A 16,492-nucleotide genomic window follows, 5' to 3' on the forward strand; every position below is an offset into this window, starting at 1 on the left:
AGGCAACAAAGGTACTAAACAGAACGAAGTTTTTATACCTGATTTCTTATGAGCTACAACCCTGCCAATGAAGCCCACTGGATTGAGCAATACCGCGCGTTTGCTGCGCTCTACGAAGTTGAAAAGTTTGACGAGTTGGTCAATCTGTACAACGTTTACGACCTCACCTGTTTCCTGCCTGCCAATCCCACGGCGGAAGACAAGCAAATCCTCAATCAACTCATTGGGGTTACGGCCGAATCGGGTTATATGGACTATCAACGCTCCAATAACACCTTTGAACTGATTATGCAGTGGCAAGAGCGGCGCGGCAACTACGACAGCCACGCAATTTCGTTCCATCGGTAAGCGGTTGAGCAAAACAAACGCATACATTATATATCTTTACAGCTATGATACCGGAAACCATTACTTCGCCTTTTCAGGTAGATGAAAAAGGCTACTACGGGCAATTTGGCGGGGCGTACATCCCCGAATTGCTTTATCCGAACATTGCGGAACTGGCAGAGAATTACCTCCGCTACATCCAATCGCCTGATTTTCAGGAAGAATTTAACAATTTACTGCGCGACTACGTGGGCAGACCGACCCCATTGTATTTTGCTTCGCGTCTGTCCGAAAAATACAATACTCGTGTCTATCTGAAACGAGAAGATTTGTGCCATACAGGTGCTCATAAGATTAACAATACCATCGGGCAAATTTTGCTGGCCAAACGATTGGGCAAACGCAAAATCGTAGCCGAAACGGGCGCAGGGCAGCACGGAGTAGCCACCGCCACCGTTTGCGCACTGATGGGGCTGGACTGCATCGTTTACATGGGTGCGGTTGATATTGAACGCCAAGCCCCCAACGTTGCCCGTATGCGTATGCTGGGTGCGGAAGTTCGGGCGGCCATGAGCGGCAGCCGCACACTGAAAGATGCTACCAACGAGGCTATGCGCCACTGGATTAACAACCCGACCGACACGCACTACATCATAGGTTCTGTTGTGGGGCCACACCCCTACCCTGACATGGTAGCGCGTTTTCAATCGGTTATCAGTACAGAAATCCGCAGGCAGTTGGCAGAAAAAACGGGCAGCGAATTGCCCGATTACGTACTGGCTTGTGTAGGCGGAGGCAGCAATGCCGCAGGTGCTTTCTATCATTTTATGGATGAACCTTCCGTAAAACTCATTGCGTTGGAAGCAGCAGGCAAAGGAGTAAACAGCGGCCATTCGGCTGCCACTACTGCCTTGGGCAAACCGGGTATTTTGCACGGCAGCAAGTCGCTGCTCATGCAAAGCCCTGACGGACAGGTAATTGAGCCTTATTCTATTTCCGCAGGTTTGGACTATCCGGGTATCGGGCCTCTCCACGCACACCTGTTTACAACAGGCAGAGCCACCTTCGTGCCCGTTACCGACGAAGAAGCAATGGAAGCAGGTTTGCTTTGCAGCCGATTGGAGGGCATTATTCCTGCCATTGAAACGGCACACGCCTTGGCTTATTTGGAAAAACTAAACGCCGCACCCGACGAAACGGTAATTATCTGCCTTTCGGGAAGAGGCGACAAAGACCTGCAAACCTACATCAACTGGTTTGGCGACAGATTAAAAAAATGACATTGCCCCCATCGGCAGCGTGCAAACACGCTTGCAATTCGGGATTGGTCATTGCAAACATTTCGGAAACTCTGCCGAGTATGCCTCATTGATATACTTGGGATATTATCACACAGCCCGATGCTTTCTGAACAGTATCGGGCTGTATTTTCCGTATGATTATACACAAACCTGAGAGGGCTTAGGGTTTCATCAGGTTTAAATGCTTGTTTTTCACCGATTTATGTCAAACATTTTTCGCAAAATAGTTGCGCTTTTGTATAAACCAATCAATTTTGTAAGCTGCAATAAGCCGTTATCCTAATCCTTATGCTATTAGAAGTTGCCTATCAATTGCCCCATAAGCACCTCATTGACTTTACCTTACACATACCAACAAAAGAGGCAGCGGTACTGCGCCTGCAATTACCCGCTTGGCGGCCGGGACGCTACGAGCTGCAAAATTTTGCCCGAAACATACAGCACATCTATGCGGTATCGGACTCGGGCAAACCGCTGAATCTAAAGCGAATTGCACGCAACACGTGGGAAGTGGCAACCGAAGGCGCAAAAGAGATAACGCTGCACTATAACTACTTTGCCAAACAGTTAGACGCAGGCGGCAGTTGGTTAGACGAGCGGCTGCTTTACATCAACTGGATTAACTGCACATTTTACGTTGAAGGGCGTATCAACGAGCCTTATGAAGTGCACCTGCACCTGCCCGAGGACTACCGCATCAGTTGCGGGATGGCAATGCCTGCACCGCACCGCTTGCACGCTGCCGATTTCTACGAATTGGTAGATTCTCCGTTGCTTGCTTCGGCACATTTGCAGCATCGCAGCTACTGCGTGGAAGGTTGCAACGCCGATTTCCACATTTGGCTGTACGGCGATTGCCTACCCAATTGGGATAAAATAATCACTGATTTTCAAGGATTTACAAGGCCACAAGTGGCGCTTTTCGGCGATTTCCCCGCATCGGATTTCCATTTTCAGTTCATTATTGCCCCTTGGCAGGTTTATCATGGCGTAGAGCACCGCAACTCTACCGTCATAGTGCTTGGCCCCGATGCCGATTTTGAGGAACAGTATTTTTATGACAATATTTTAGGCATTGCTTCGCACGAATTGTTCCACTTCTGGAATGTCATTCGCATTCGCCCGAAAGAACTGACCCCCTATGACCTGACAAAAGAAGTCTATTTTCCCACAGGCTTCGTGATAGAAGGGCTGACGACATTCTACGGCGATTGGATGCTCTACAAGGGCGGCGTATGGAGTTTTGAACGCTACTTGGAAGAACTCAATGCTCAATTGAAAAAATATGCCGGAAATTTCGGCAGAAAAACCATGTCGCTGACAGCTGCAAGCTATGACCTTTGGACAGACGGCTACTCGGCGGGCATTCCGCACCGCAAGGTGTCTATTTACAACGAAGGAGCGCTGGCGGCGATGCTATTGCACCTGTGGCTGCTGGACTGTACGCAGGGCGAGCGTTCGTTGCATGATGTGATGCAACTGCTCTGGAAACGCTACGGCACTAACAGCGGCGGCTACACGCTTGCCGACTATAAACAGTTGGTTGCAGAGGTGGCCTCCCGGCCAATGGATGATTATTTTGACCGATACATTGAAGGAACGGATGATATAGCCGAGGCCATCGGCCGATTGGCACACCGCATCTACTGCGAAGCGGAAACCGTACCTGCCACCCACAGTTGGGAACGACGCTTTGGTATGGAACTGCAAAAACAGGGCAACTATGTACTCATCACGCACATCATCCCCGGTTCACCTGCCGACAAGGTCGTTTCAGTAAAGGATAAAATCCTGTCTGTCAATGATTTAGTTATTCAAGATTTGGCAGAAACTGCCCTTATTATGGAGCACTTCCCGATGGTCAAACTGACGGTCAATCGCGATGAGCGCATCCATCAGGTCATGCTGGAAGCAGACGGAGCGCAATATTTTACGCGCACCAAATTGCGCCTGTTGCCTGCTTAAAGTTACCGGTTTATACAAAGGCCGCTCACAGGAAAGTTTCCTTTTCCGATGAGCGACCGATTGATAATTTCGTGTCGTGTTAAATCCGCAAATCTGCTTTATCAGCCTCCAATCCCCAACGAACTTTCAATACACACATGCAAATTCATTTTGGTAAATGAATCCGAAATACCTCGCTAGGCTTTTACTGCACAACTAACCTCACGGTCTGCACATCGCCTGATTTAAGCATGATTTGCACCAGATAAACACCGGTACTCATGTTGGCAGGCACGTAAGCGTCTTGCTCTACGGCGGCAGTTTGCGGAACACTCTGATAAATCAATTGCCCAAGCAGGTTGTACACTGCAATATGGCTGATTTTATTAACCGCCTCATTTACAAAGAAGCCATTGCCTTTGGTAAGCGGGTTAGGATATGCTTGCAACTCTTTCTGCCAATCATCAAACGTAACCACCACAATTTTTGAGTACTCAAAAGTGCCGTCTTTATCCACCATTTTCAGGCGATAATAATTGACGCGTGCAGGCTCTGTGTCTATCCACTCATAAGCAGCACCATTCTCACCTTTGCCATTGACTTTTGCCAGTTCAAAGAAGGTGTTGCCGTCGCGGCTCTTTTCCAGCACAAAATGATTGAACCCTTTTTCACTGACGGTTTGCCATTGCAACAGAGCGGATTTTTCCTGCTTGCGGGCGCTGAAATCTATTAACTCAACAGGCAACAGTGCCAAATTAGGCGATTGTCCGGTACCAAAATCCGAAAAGCCGGTCATGCCGCCACGGGCTGTATTATTAGGGTTATCATTCAAACAGAAACCGCCGCCAATCTGCCATGGGCTTGCGCCATTTGCCCGACGGACAATCGTAGCGCTGACGGTCGTGCCGGTGTTGCAAGTAATCCCAAAGTTGCTGTAATGGCGGTTGTAAAGCGTCATATTGTAATTACCCGAGGTATTAATCTGGTTGTTGGCAGCGTTGAACGCATTAATCGTCCAAAAACCATGATTGAGCATTTGGCAGTTAAAATTGGCATTACAAATCAACGGCAGCCCTGTCAAAGTAGGCGGCGTAAACGTATTGAAATAGGCCAGCAGGTTATCTACGCCCGATGTGGTTGTAAAGGTAACATTAGCCAACTGATATTGTTTTTCCAAACCGCAGACAGCGGTGCGGTGGTTGATAACATTGCCTGAACCTTCCTCAAAGTCGTAGTAAGCCACTAAGCCGGCAGGCGGATTGCAACGGTCTATGAGCTGGTTGCGCCCTGCATCTATCTCTGCCTGCGAGCGGGCAACATTCCAGATGCGCACTTCGTCCATCTGACCGTTCATGTAACCATTTCGCCAGCGTGCCAAAAAGTTTTCAACACCAATAACCGTATTCAGGTTTCGTGCACCTTGAACGGCCAACTGCCCGTTGATGTAAAAACGCACCGTAGCACCGTCGTAAGTAACCGCATAATGCGCCCATTCATTATTAATGATGAAAGGCGGATTGCTCACGTCAATATCGCTACCCCAGAGCTGTACGCGGAAATTCAAATTGGTACTGCTGCCATTATTTACCCGCAAAGAAAAATCTTGCAGGCTGGTACCGGTAGAACCTAAGGCAAACAGTCCCCGCTCACCGCTGAAGTCGCGAATACGTGCCCACATTTCCACAGTTCTTGGGGCATTACCCGCAATGGCGACCGCGGCAGGCAATTCAATGTACTGGTTGTGCGTAGGATTGAAATCGAGCACTGTGGTTGTGCCTATACCGGTGCTGTAATTGGCTGTCTGCCAAGTAGGTAGATTGCCATTGTTGCCGCGCAGTGTGCCTTGTTTGGCATTGACTATCGTTACGTTGCTCGTATTTCTCACCAAGCCGACAGGGAAATCATAGCTGCCCAACGAGTTGGTATAGCGGCGCAGTCGCCCGGCAACAAAACGTCGCGCAGCTTCATTGTATCCCTGTAAACCGTTAGAGGCTCTATTTTTGATGACCAATTCGCGCTGCCCTTGTGTGCGCACATAACCGTTTTGGAAAGTAAAAGTGGAGTTACTTTGCACAATCAGGTTGCCGCGACTGTTGGCACTGTCCAAAACTTGCAAATAAGCATCTGTTTGGAAAGTATGCGGCAATGGTGTGGTATTGTTCAGAACGACATTGGGAAGTTCGCCGGAAGCCTTGCCGACAAAAAATTCATAGTTCTGCGGCACTGTGCCGATAAACCGCACGGTAGCAGATGACACCGCATTAAAAGTTCCTTCGTGTCGGAAATGGCGGCAGATATTTAACGTACTGTTCGCATTCATCGTCATTTGGCTGGTAGCAAACAACGACAAATCGCGACAACTGAACGTAGCGTTATTTCCTATAACAGGCCAGTGTGAGCCCAATCGCCGCGACAGTGGCGGAATAATCACATCGTAATTGCAATCAGGCACGCCGCTCAGGCCGCACGGCACACTCCAATTGGCAGGGTCATTTACGTTGGTGTCTTTGCCGCCTTCCCAAACGTACTCAAATGTACCGATACAAATCGTATCGCGCAGTACGCAATCGTTGCCTTCCACTTCTACCCGATAACTGCCGCGTGTGAATACGGAAACCGTCAGGGTTTGGTTAGTACCAAGCACCGTAACATCATCAGGTATGCGGAACCACTTGTAAGTGATACCGTTAGGGCCTGCATCCAGCAAGATATTGGTACCAAAAGACACGTTGATATCGGCCCCGAGATTGACCGAGTTAAAACTTGAAAAATAACCGTAGCGCGTACCGCTTGATGCTCCGCCGTTGATAATGCCTACATGGAAAAGCCCGGAGGAGTTACTGATGGAGCCTGTTGCTCCGGCAGCAAGACTTGTCGTAGAAATATTGTCATAACGTGCCGCCACCCATCCGGGCAAATTGGGCAATGCCTGAAAATGCGCAGGGCTGATAGTCAGGAAGTTAGAGGTAAAATTTGCAATATGCGTATCCTTTACCAGAATAAAGACACCAAAAAAATCGGTAGTAGAGCGGGTAAAACGCACCGAGCGCGAACCTGTACAAGGCAAGGGAGGCACAAGCGCACCACCCGTTTCGCAACCAAAACCACCGAAATGGAATACATAAATAGGTTTATCGGCGACGATGGAAGCATGTATATGTGCATCGGTCAAGTTAATGATGGTAAATGCACCTGCTGTTGCCAAATTGACAACCGTAGCCGCAGCATCGGTTGTGCGCCGCCAAGTTACTTGCGTATTTGCTTGCGTGGCCATTACCACTACCCGCTCCGGATTATTAGAATAAGAGCTGCCGTTGAAACCTAAAAATGAGCGTACGATGCCATATTCTTTTCCTAAAATATTAACAGGCACTAATTGGTCGCCTGCCAAATCGTAACAACCGCCATCGGAAGTATTAATGGAATCGTGGAACATGGTAACAGCCACCGGTTTATCGGAGGTAATCTTTGTACCGGCCGGCATATTGGCAGCACCTGCCGAACCACCTGAGATAGGCCCCGCTACAGTTCCTGAATAACTCTCACCGCGGTTGAGTGTTACTGTATAAGGTACATTTAATGTTCTGCCACCTTCCAATGTTCGGGTAGGAGTAATGGTAACTACTGTGTTATCTTCGGTTGCCACTACAACAAAACCTGAGCGCCCCGGAGTCGCCAGCGCCTGATGATTCCACACATTTTGCAGAGGCAGATAAAACTCTCGCCCCAAAGCGTTTTTGCCTTTCAAAGCAAAAATATCGGGGTTATTGCTTCGGTTCACCTCATAGTAAGCGGAAATATTGGCCGTAGATTCTAAAAGAATACCTGTTTTGCGGGCTGTTACGGGCAACCCTCCCGCATCAAAGGGAGTTTCAATTTGCGCCAGCCATGGGGTCATATCTTGGCTGACAGTTGTGTTGGCAGGTACGTTTAAAACAAATGGCGTAAATGAAGGATTGGCCGGCATACTGACTGTTACCGTTGCGGCTGTATTGAAAGCTGTTACCCGAATAGTTATCGGGTCTTGCCCGTGTGTTACGGAAATATCAGGAGCAGCAAACCAAAAGGTACGGTCTATCTGAGCATACGTACTGAAGCCGCAAAACACAAATAAGCAAATCACAAGAACAGGAATGCGCAGAATATTTATCATACCAAGCCGTATTATTTTACAAAAATAACGGCAAGCATGGCGCAATTAGTTTTTTAAGGGCAGAAGACGATGCCGCAAAGAGGTATTATTTAAGCCGTTTAATCAGCTTATTGTCAATCATTTCATGGAGTTGGCTCAAAACGCTTGCAACAAGAATTGAACTTTTTCAATTTGTCCTTTCGGTTGTGCTCATTAGGTGCACTAATGATATGAAAGTTTGTATAATATAAAACAAAACAACACTAAAACTTACACAAACAAGTTTTTAGTGCTGTTTGCTTAATATTACTGATATTATCTTCTTCTTCTGCCACCAAAAGAACGTCGGCTGCTGCTTGATGAACTGCTGCCCGATTTGCGGCTGCTGCCAAAAATAGAGCCGGAAGAAGAGGAGCGCCCCGATGAACTGCTGCGCGTTACACGGCTGTTTACTTTGTCCTTGAAGGCCGTAGCACCGCCTGTGCGGTTGTAGAAGTCGGGATTGGCGCGCTGACCATGTGGAGAGTAAGTGCCGTAGGCAGGGCGACCGTCGGGCAATGCGCCGTAGTAAGGGCGACGGCCGTAGTAATTATCGCGATAGTCGTAGTAACTGTTGCGATTAATCATGCTGCCCACTAAACCAAACATACTGCTCATCATGGCATATTTGCCGTAAAATTCCCAAAAAGAGCTACCGTCGGAGGCGGTTCGCCACTGACCGTATTGCGGATTGCCTACATAGTTGGAATATCCCGGAGGGGCTACCACTTTACTTACTTTGCCGTCTATTTTGCTGGCAATCTCCATCCCCATGTTGTTTTCGTTTTCAAAGAAAAACTGTTCATCTACGGGGATCCAGTCAGTAATGCGCTCCTGTGGCACACTGTCTTTCATGGTGATTATCTTGTACTTGTGTTTGTACTCATCGCTGCCAATATTATCTTCCATTTCCATATCGTACAGGATAATGGTAAAATTCTTTTCCGAATCTAAGTCGCGGATGAGATTATCCAATGGCGATTTGACAAATTTGCGCTCGCTGCTGCCACAAGAGGCTAACCAAAGCAAGGCAACGGGAAGTATTAAAAGAATGCGTTTCATGTGCGTATGTTTGATTTACAGGCATCTGCCAAATGAGATACCTGCTTTTTAAACGTTTATAAGTGAAATAAAGTTTAGCGCGGCAAAATGTTGCTGACAGCATCTGCCGTTTCTATAATACCCACGGACAGTTCAAAATCCTGTGTATCCCACTGGTGGATAACCAACATGTGTTTGCCGCTATCATCCAAATAATCCCATTGTATCATCTCTACGGAATCTTCGTCTTGTGTGCTGCGGAAAAAGCCCGGATTTTCGCGCTCCAAGTAGAAGGTCATTCCTTCGAACTCAATGGAGGAAGGGGCAGTCTGATGCTCTTTAAAATACTGCGCCGCATCTCCCAACTTGCCGAAAGGCATCTTTTGCGTAAAAATGCAATACACTCGGTCGTCCTCCTCTATGCGCATATACAGCGTTTCGGAGCCGCTGACAATTTTATACTCATAAGTAAAAAAATTATCGCCCCAATCATACTCAAACTCATCTGTTACTTCCCATGTTTTGAGGTCATAGTCAAACAGGAAGCCAATGCGAAGGTCTGTAACCTTCATGTTGGTAGGGTCGTAGTGTGGTTTTGGCGGATTTTGGTCTTTCTTCTTAAACAGATTGAACATGGCTTTGACAGTAATAAAGTGATTCTGCTATGAAAACGGTACTTTTGCCGCTAAGTTACAATCATTGCGCATGAAGAAAATATTTTATCTGCCTATACTGCTGCTGTTATTGAGCAACTGTAAGCCCGATGCCGGTCCGGAAGGATTTGACGATGAAAGCTGGCGCAATGACCCGATGGGCTGCCAAAACAAACGCGCCGACCAAATAGATGATTTTCTGAAAATAGCTAAACCCTATCTGCTGGAAAAATCGCTGCGAGAAATGGAGGTTCGGCAACTGCTCGGCAAGGCAGATGCCATAGAAATAGCCGAACGCGGCATGAAATTTTACAAATACTACATTGACAAGGGCAGACAATGCGAAAACGACAGCAGCGGCAGACAAGGCCGATACATTCAAATTCGCTTTAACGCACTCAATAAAGTCAATGAAGTAGCCCTTATCACTCCTAACGCTTAACCGAAACACTGTAAATGCTCCCCATACAAGCCCTCACACCGGCCTCGTGGCCTGATTATGAACTGATAGACTGCGGTAATTTTGAGAAGCTGGAACGCTTCGGCAAGTACATTGTTGCAAGGCCTGAACCACAGGCAGTTTGGGACAAATCGCTGCCGGAACAGGAGTGGAACAAACTGGCAGGGGCATGGTTTCGCCGCGAGGAGGGCGACAAAGACCGCAACAGCGAACGAGGCAAATGGCATACTCGCCCGGGGCAACCCGATAAGTGGTGGATGCACTACCAACGCGGCAAGATGGATTTGCAGTTAAAGTTGTCACTCTCCTCGTTCAAACATGTAGGCATATTCCCCGAACAGGCCGTAAATTGGGATTATCTGACCGAGAAAATTCGGTCTATGAAAGTACCCCATCCGCGCCTGCTGAATCTGTTTGCCTACACCGGTGTGGCATCGCTGGCCGCGCGCCATGCAGGTGCAGAAGTTACTCATGTGGACTCCGTGAAACAGGTAATCACTTGGGCGCGCGAAAGCATGGAAGCCTCCCGATTAGACGGTATCCGCTGGATGGTAGAAGATGCCCCTAAGTTTGTAGCCCGCGAAATCAGGCGCGGCAACCGCTATCAGGGGCTGGTTTTAGACCCTCCTGCCTACGGAAGAGGCCCCAATGGCGAAAAGTGGGTACTCGAGGAACAAATTAACGAGCTTTTGAAGAATTGCGCCCAAATACTCGACCCCGACAATTATTTTTGTATCATCAATTTGTATTCCATCGGCTTTTCGCCTCTGATTGTGGAAAATCTGGTAAACGGCATTTTTGGCAAAGTAGCTCACATGGAAATCGGCGAATTGTACCTGCCCGACCGCTTTGGTAAACGCCTGCCGCTGGGCATCTTTTGTCGTTTTGCGAGTTATTAATCAAGCAAACTCATGCAGTGGTTTAGCGAATTTGGCCTTACGGAAATTGTTCTCATCATCAGCTTTTTGCTGCTCTACGGCTTGTACATTGTGCGCAGCTACGGGCTGGCAAAACAGTTGCAAACCCATGCACGCCGCGTTTGGATTAAGTTTATCTTGCGTGCGGTTTATTTCAGCCTGTTCATTGTCGCACTGCTGGGGCCTTCCTTTGGCGAACTGATTAGAAAAGAAGTCAAATCTGTTGGCAAGGATATTTACATCGCCGTAGATTTGTCCCTTTCCATGAACGCTACCGATATTCAACCTTCTCGCCTTTCCAAAGTCAAATTTGAACTCAAAAGGCTGGTAGATAACCTGACCAACGACCGAATCGGTTTGATTATTTTTTCGTCGGAAGCCTTTATTCAATGCCCGCTGACCTACGACAAAGGTGCTATTTACACTTGGATTGAATCGCTGAAAACCTCGTTGTTGCCCACCAGTGGCACCGATTTTGCCCAACCACTGGCAATGGCACATCGCAAACTGACCGACACAACCGAAGTGCAAAAGAAAATGCCACAGTCCAAAATGCTCATCCTCATCAGCGATGGCGAAGATTTTGGCGACGAAACCCAGCAAATGGTCAAAAAATTTGAACAAGACGAAATTCGCATTTTCACCGTAGGAGTAGGCACAAAGGAGGGCGGCAAAATTCCTTTCCGCGACAACAGCTTCAAGCGCGATGTATCAGGCCGTGAGGTAATCACGCAACTCAACTCCGAATCGCTGCAAAGCATTGCCGACCAAACCGGCGGACGTTATTTTGAAATCAATGCAAATACGGTTGAAACCAACCGGCTGATAGAAACCATCAACCAGATAGAAGGCGAACTGATGGACAAAAAACAGTTAGACGTTACTACCAACAACTACTTCTACTTTCTGTTTGTGGCAATCCTTCTGTTAGTGGCAGATATACTTTTCACCGTTAATATTCTCCGTATTTAACCCATACACTTATGAAAAAGCATCTTCTATATTGGCTCTCAGTATTTTACATGATAGCATCGGCCTGTACCGGACAAAATAAGACCGGTGGCGAATCGTTAGACGCTGTTGCTTTCCACCAAAAGATGAAAAGCACTGCCAACCCTGTTGTGCTGGATGTGCGCACCAAAGGAGAATTTGTCAAGGGACATCTGGCAAATGCCAACTGTATGGACTACAACGACGACAAGTTTCCCGATATGGTAGCCAATCTGGATAAAAATAAAACTTATTTTGTTTATTGCCTCTCGGGCGCAAGAAGCGCGGCTGCCGCTAACTACATGCGCAAGAACGGCTTTACGCAGGTGTATGACATGAAAGGAGGTATTTTGGCATGGCAGAAAAACAACCTGCCCGTAGAAATGCCCAAAGTTGCCGCACAGGACAAAATTTCTCAGCAAGAATACCAACGGCTGATTAACAGCCAAAAAGTTGTACTGGTTGATTTTTACGCGCCTTGGTGTGCACCTTGCAAACAAATGGAACCCATGCTGGACGAATTGGCAAAAAAACACAAAGGGCATGTTGAAATTGTCCGCATCAACATAGACGAAAACCGCCAATTGGCAAAATCATTGCAGGTAGAAGAAATTCCGGTACTGAAAGTTTTCAAAAACGGACAGCAAACTTGGCATCACAAAGGCTTGGCAAGTAAAGCCGAAGTTGAAAAGGCACTCTAAGCCATTTGGGGGCAACCTCAGTTATTAATGCTCAGCAACGAACCACTCAACGATGTGCGGTATCGCACCATTGGGAAGTTGGCAGGGCCGTTAATCGGGTTGCCCTCAAAATCAAACGCCGAGCGACAGCAGGGACAGCGTATAAAAAAACCCGTAGGTTCTACCTCCACCACCCCGCAAGGATTAGACGGGTGATGCGTACATACCCTGTCAAAGGCGATGAAAGCATTAGCCGCACGCCGATAGATAATCAAGCCGCGAACACCTCCTGTTTCGTACACAAATCCTCTGTCAAAGCGCAGCGCCTGATAAAACGTATTGTTCAGGTCTATCAGTTTTTGCACAAAAACATAAGGCACGGGGTCTGTAACTTGTTGTCTTTCACAGCCCAACAAGCCCATTATCAACAAGCAACCGATACAAACGGCTCCAATATTTTTCAACATTATTTGCAAAGCGTTACAGCTAAAAGGTACTATATTTGCTTCAATTGTTGCAAAAAATACGACCTTTTATGAAGCAAGGTTTCACGCTCGCCACAGGCGTTTTCCTGTTACTATTCGCAACTTCAAATGCTTTTGCGCAGTTTAGTGTCAGCATTGGTGGCGGAACAGCAAAATATTTCGGGAAAACAATCGGTATCTATCCGCAAGTAAACCCCAATACATTTCCTTTTATTTTTGGCGGTAAGTTGCGTGTTGGATACGGCTTCTTTGAACAAAACAGTATCAATCTGAGCTTTGGCTATTATGCACCTTCCTCGCCGTTAGACAACTACGGTAACTACACGCTTACCTCGCTCCGTGTGCAAAATATGGAACTGGAACTGAACTATCACCGCTATCTGTCAGGACGTTACAGTTTCCCCGAAGCAAAAACATATGCATTGGTAGGATTTAGTGCTGTTATGTCTAATCATAACGTAGATGGAGCAATTGAATTGGTTTCATCGGGCGAACGCAAATACTTTGAAAACCGCCGCATAGAAACAGGTCATGTAAACATCGGCTTGGGTGGTGAAGTACCCGTGCGTGGGGCTTTTCTTTTTTTGGAAGCCAAGGCAGCCATTCACATGAATGCCTTCCTTAATAAAACTACTATTTGGGAAACCAGCCTGATTAATTTCGGTGCTGCCACGGCAGGCGTTCGCTTCCTTGTGGGCGGCGGCCGAAGCCGTGCACCAAGAGGCCGTTAAATGCATCGTTTGCTTCATCTGCTTACTACTACATCCCATAAGCAACAGAAAATCCCCGATGATTCATGGAAAAATTGTCAGGGATTTTCGTTTTATCAAAATCCGATGCCTAATCGGAAGGCATTGGCTATTGGTTGGTCGCGTTGGAAAGCCATTACATAATCCACGCGCAGAATCTTAAAAATTTTCTCAATACCCAATGTCAGTTCGGCATACTGTTTCAGTTGCTCTGTGTAAAGTATGTGTAAACCTGCCACCTCCTGCCAGCGCAACTTTTTTAACAGCGGAATTTTATTAAACAGAAAGCCGTTGAAGTGGTGTTCGGCGTGTCCTTCAAAGAATGTTCCCAAAGTGCTGTATTGGTAATAAGGCAAGGCGCGAAAACTCCGCAGCGCCGATGGGTTAAAGATGGTTTGCGTGGTATTGAAATGCTTAAAATCCATGAACTGCAAACGGTTGGCATTCAGGAAAGTACCTACCGAAAAATCATATTCGGTGCTGCCCAGCATTCCCAGATTCAGTTCATCCTCTACCGAAAATCGCACATAGTCATAGTCCACATCTGCCATACCCTTCCTATAAGCCAGCGTAAATACAGGCCATTTAGAACCCAGAAAAACGCGGCGGTTAGGAAAACTGCGGTATTGGCTGCCGGGCTGATAACGCATCCTGAATCCTAAAACAAGTGCCTGATGGGCTTCAAATGCAGGGCTGTTGTTCAGTGGATTTTGCGGGTCATTGCCGGTATATTCACGGTCGGCGATGTCGCGCCGCCAAAATGTAGGCAGTGCCTCTGCATTCGTAAGCGGGCTGCGGCGCTCCCACTGAACAGATGCCAATAAGTTCAGTCCGCGGGCAACCTGCATACCGCTTTGTACAATCGCATAGGCTTTCTCGTACAGTTTCATGAAGTTCTGCTCTGTCCAAAGCGTGTAGCTGGTGTTGTGGGTAAACGGAATGGCATCGGGGTTGAACTGCACGGCTTTGTTACCTGCTTCTGCAAGAATATAAAGCCTGTTGATAGCGTTGAACCGATGTGACACGCCAAGTCCGCCGTAAGGCCGTTGCAGAGTAAATCCGTAATGCAAATTGCTGTAAACAGAGGTATTGCGTGTACGGGCACTGTCATAGCGATTCATTTGCAAGTTCAAATCTAATGCCCAGCCTTCCACGGTATTAAACTGAATGCCATTGATGGGAGCAGATATATCAAAATTGACCCTTTTAGATGATTTATTATACCGATAACCTGTCAGTATGTTAATAGGCTTAAATTTATTGCGAATTTCATCTACCGAATCCTTGTAAGGCACCGACTCTACTACCTGCCGAATGCTGTCTTTCAGCACATAGTCCGTGCGTTCCTCATCGGTCAGGGGAATGGGGCGAACCTGTGCCCAGTAGTTGGTATCGGCCATGTTAGCTTCTTTTTCTACCCGTATCAGTTCTCCTTTGAAAAAATTTTTGTCATAGGGTTGGTCTAATTTGTCCGATACGGACTGCGCAACCGATGTGCTGTCAGATTTATTAACAGGCGGTTTTTCCATTGTTTTGGCAGTTGCAACAGGCTGCCTGCTGCGGGCTTTTCGGGCTGGTGCTGTCTTAGCAAGGGCAGGCGTTTGTTTTTCCTGCACAACGGATGCAGTGGAGGTGTAGTACTTGGAAGGCAGGACATAAGAGGAAAACACACCCGTATAACTGCCCGCAAACTTGAGCTTAATACCTAATATTTCAATGCCGCCGCTTCCGTCTATTACCTGCGAACCAAGCATCCAGACTTGGTCGCTGACGGGTATGTACTGTTGGCGAATGCGCACGGTATCCACAAAGTCCACACCCGCGTCTTTGGTGATATAAAGGTCGGTGCTGTGAATGCGCCAAGTGCTGTCCTGTATGTAGATATAGCCACTGAACAACGGCGCGCCCTTTGCGCGAGGTATTACCTTTATTTTATTGATTGTCAAACCCTTATCTTTATACTCCCCGATGTACTGGAAGCGATAATGCACAAATGAGGTTGCGGCTATGGGCGATATGAAGTTGCGCTCGGCAAAACTCTCCATTGAGTTTTCATAAAAGTTGAATTTAAAGGCCATAGCACTGTTCCAACTGAATCCGCGATTATTGCCGCTGACTTTGGAGGAAAGCATGACTTCTTTTTGCTTGTTCGGAGCCTCAAAATAGTAGCGTGAAAGCGATTCTGAGAGGTAGATAATGCCCGAACGATTTTTATCTAACCCGGGAAGGATGACATCTTGCCCCAGAATTTTCTTGGGCGCATTCAAGATTCGCTGCAAGCCTTTGATATATACCTGACACTCAAATCTGTCCACCTGATTGAGATAAAACTTACGGTTGCGCTGCGCAGCGCGAATGATGGCATAGGCGGGGTCTTCATCTTTGCTGCTCACCTGTACTTCTTTCAGAACAACCGGCTGAGGCTTCATCTGTACGTCTAATGTCAGCGTTTGTCCTTTGCTTATGTCTATCTCGCGGGTTTCAGTCTGGTAGCCCAAGTAACGAAAGACGATACGCCTTTTACCTGAAGCTATTTCCAAGAAGTATTCCCCCTCGGCATTGGTGGTTGTACCATTAGATGTTCCTTCCTCAAAAACCGTCAGATACGGCATCGGTTGGTTTTGCTCGTCGGTAACGCGCCCGCGAACTTTTTGTGCCTGAACGGTAAACACCAGCAAGCAAGACAATATCGGCAATAGTAAGTTTTTCATGTATGCAACGGATGAAGTGTTGATAGTTGAAACTGATTATACCTCAAAGATGTTGCATTGCCG

General features: G+C 47.3%; 13 protein-coding genes. 8 read left to right on the top strand and 5 right to left on the bottom strand.

The features are described from left to right. The first annotated feature begins 48 nt into the window (after positions 1-48). The 3 genes from NDK19_RS07935 (at position 49) to NDK19_RS07945 (ending at position 3,593) form a co-directional block, all read left to right on the top strand. The gene (locus NDK19_RS07935; protein ID WP_250631336.1) at positions 49-348 is read left to right on the top strand and encodes a hypothetical protein; all 300 of its coding nucleotides are present in this window, start codon (positions 49-51) and stop codon (positions 346-348) included. A 44-nt stretch (positions 349-392) separates the two neighbouring features. Next, a complete protein-coding gene (gene trpB, locus NDK19_RS07940; RefSeq protein ID WP_250631337.1) occupies positions 393-1,607 on the top strand; it encodes a tryptophan synthase subunit beta in 1,215 nt (404 codons plus the stop codon). A gap of 309 nt (positions 1,608-1,916) precedes the next feature. Next, positions 1,917-3,593, top strand: a complete 1,677-nt coding sequence (locus NDK19_RS07945) for a M61 family metallopeptidase (protein ID WP_250631338.1) — start codon at positions 1,917-1,919, stop codon at positions 3,591-3,593. Positions 3,594-3,777: 184 nt separating this feature from the next. Here NDK19_RS07945 and NDK19_RS07950 read toward each other — a convergent pair whose 3' ends face one another. From NDK19_RS07950 to NDK19_RS07960, 3 genes are all read right to left on the bottom strand, one after another. Continuing rightward, positions 3,778-7,725, bottom strand: coding sequence for a LamG-like jellyroll fold domain-containing protein (locus NDK19_RS07950; RefSeq protein ID WP_250631339.1), 3,948 nt, complete (start codon positions 7,723-7,725; stop codon positions 3,778-3,780). Between the two features lie 294 nt (positions 7,726-8,019). Further along, positions 8,020-8,805, bottom strand: coding sequence for a hypothetical protein (locus NDK19_RS07955; RefSeq protein ID WP_250631340.1), 786 nt, complete (start codon positions 8,803-8,805; stop codon positions 8,020-8,022). A 74-nt stretch (positions 8,806-8,879) separates the two neighbouring features. Continuing rightward, complete coding sequence (locus tag NDK19_RS07960) at positions 8,880-9,419, bottom strand: DUF4178 domain-containing protein (RefSeq protein ID WP_250631341.1); 540 nt, start codon at positions 9,417-9,419, stop codon at positions 8,880-8,882. 70 nt (positions 9,420-9,489) lie between these two features. Between NDK19_RS07960 and NDK19_RS07965 the strand changes: the two genes are divergently transcribed. The 4 genes from NDK19_RS07965 to NDK19_RS07980 are packed head-to-tail and all read left to right on the top strand — an operon-like array spanning position 9,490 to position 12,505. Next, positions 9,490-9,879, top strand: coding sequence for a hypothetical protein (locus NDK19_RS07965; RefSeq protein ID WP_250631342.1), 390 nt, complete (start codon positions 9,490-9,492; stop codon positions 9,877-9,879). Between the two features lie 14 nt (positions 9,880-9,893). Next, positions 9,894-10,796: a class I SAM-dependent methyltransferase gene (locus NDK19_RS07970; RefSeq protein ID WP_250631343.1), complete on the top strand. Its 903-nt coding sequence runs from the start codon at positions 9,894-9,896 to the stop codon at positions 10,794-10,796. A gap of 12 nt (positions 10,797-10,808) precedes the next feature. Continuing rightward, entirely contained in the window at positions 10,809-11,786 is a 978-nt protein-coding gene (locus NDK19_RS07975) for a vWA domain-containing protein (protein ID WP_250631344.1), read from the top strand. A gap of 11 nt (positions 11,787-11,797) precedes the next feature. Then, positions 11,798-12,505 carry a thioredoxin domain-containing protein gene (locus tag NDK19_RS07980; RefSeq protein ID WP_250631345.1) on the top strand — a complete coding sequence of 236 codons (708 nt, stop codon included), beginning with the start codon at positions 11,798-11,800 and terminating at the stop codon, positions 12,503-12,505. Between the two features lie 17 nt (positions 12,506-12,522). On the opposite strand, the gene NDK19_RS07985 is transcribed toward NDK19_RS07980, so the two are convergent. Next, positions 12,523-12,951 (bottom strand): Rieske 2Fe-2S domain-containing protein, encoded by a 429-nt coding sequence (locus NDK19_RS07985; RefSeq protein ID WP_250631346.1) that lies wholly within the window; start codon positions 12,949-12,951, stop codon positions 12,523-12,525. Between the two features lie 68 nt (positions 12,952-13,019). Here NDK19_RS07985 and NDK19_RS07990 point away from each other — a divergent pair, with 68 nt between their 5' ends. Then, positions 13,020-13,700: a hypothetical protein gene (locus NDK19_RS07990; protein ID WP_250631347.1), complete on the top strand. Its 681-nt coding sequence runs from the start codon at positions 13,020-13,022 to the stop codon at positions 13,698-13,700. 95 nt (positions 13,701-13,795) lie between these two features. On the opposite strand, the gene NDK19_RS07995 is transcribed toward NDK19_RS07990, so the two are convergent. Next, positions 13,796-16,429 (bottom strand): DUF5686 and carboxypeptidase regulatory-like domain-containing protein, encoded by a 2,634-nt coding sequence (locus tag NDK19_RS07995; protein ID WP_250631348.1) that lies wholly within the window; start codon positions 16,427-16,429, stop codon positions 13,796-13,798. Positions 16,430-16,492 lie beyond the last annotated feature (63 nt).

This window comes from Rhodoflexus caldus, from assembly GCF_021206925.1.
Lineage (GTDB): Bacteria > Bacteroidota > Bacteroidia > Cytophagales > Thermoflexibacteraceae > Rhodoflexus > Rhodoflexus caldus.

What these genes read in the sequence shown, in the direction of transcription:
- NDK19_RS07935 (WP_250631336.1), top strand. Translation starts at nt 49, where the DNA reads ATGAGCTACAACCCTGCCAATGAAGCCCACTGGATTGAGCAATACCGC.
- trpB (WP_250631337.1), top strand. Translation starts at nt 393, where the DNA reads ATGATACCGGAAACCATTACTTCGCCTTTTCAGGTAGATGAAAAAGGC.
- NDK19_RS07945 (WP_250631338.1), top strand. Translation starts at nt 1,917, where the DNA reads ATGCTATTAGAAGTTGCCTATCAATTGCCCCATAAGCACCTCATTGAC.
- NDK19_RS07950 (WP_250631339.1), bottom strand. Translation starts at nt 7,725, where the DNA reads ATGATAAATATTCTGCGCATTCCTGTTCTTGTGATTTGCTTATTTGTG.
- NDK19_RS07955 (WP_250631340.1), bottom strand. Translation starts at nt 8,805, where the DNA reads ATGAAACGCATTCTTTTAATACTTCCCGTTGCCTTGCTTTGGTTAGCC.
- NDK19_RS07960 (WP_250631341.1), bottom strand. Translation starts at nt 9,419, where the DNA reads ATGTTCAATCTGTTTAAGAAGAAAGACCAAAATCCGCCAAAACCACAC.
- NDK19_RS07965 (WP_250631342.1), top strand. Translation starts at nt 9,490, where the DNA reads ATGAAGAAAATATTTTATCTGCCTATACTGCTGCTGTTATTGAGCAAC.
- NDK19_RS07970 (WP_250631343.1), top strand. Translation starts at nt 9,894, where the DNA reads ATGCTCCCCATACAAGCCCTCACACCGGCCTCGTGGCCTGATTATGAA.
- NDK19_RS07975 (WP_250631344.1), top strand. Translation starts at nt 10,809, where the DNA reads ATGCAGTGGTTTAGCGAATTTGGCCTTACGGAAATTGTTCTCATCATC.
- NDK19_RS07980 (WP_250631345.1), top strand. Translation starts at nt 11,798, where the DNA reads ATGAAAAAGCATCTTCTATATTGGCTCTCAGTATTTTACATGATAGCA.
- NDK19_RS07985 (WP_250631346.1), bottom strand. Translation starts at nt 12,951, where the DNA reads ATGTTGAAAAATATTGGAGCCGTTTGTATCGGTTGCTTGTTGATAATG.
- NDK19_RS07990 (WP_250631347.1), top strand. Translation starts at nt 13,020, where the DNA reads ATGAAGCAAGGTTTCACGCTCGCCACAGGCGTTTTCCTGTTACTATTC.
- NDK19_RS07995 (WP_250631348.1), bottom strand. Translation starts at nt 16,429, where the DNA reads ATGAAAAACTTACTATTGCCGATATTGTCTTGCTTGCTGGTGTTTACC.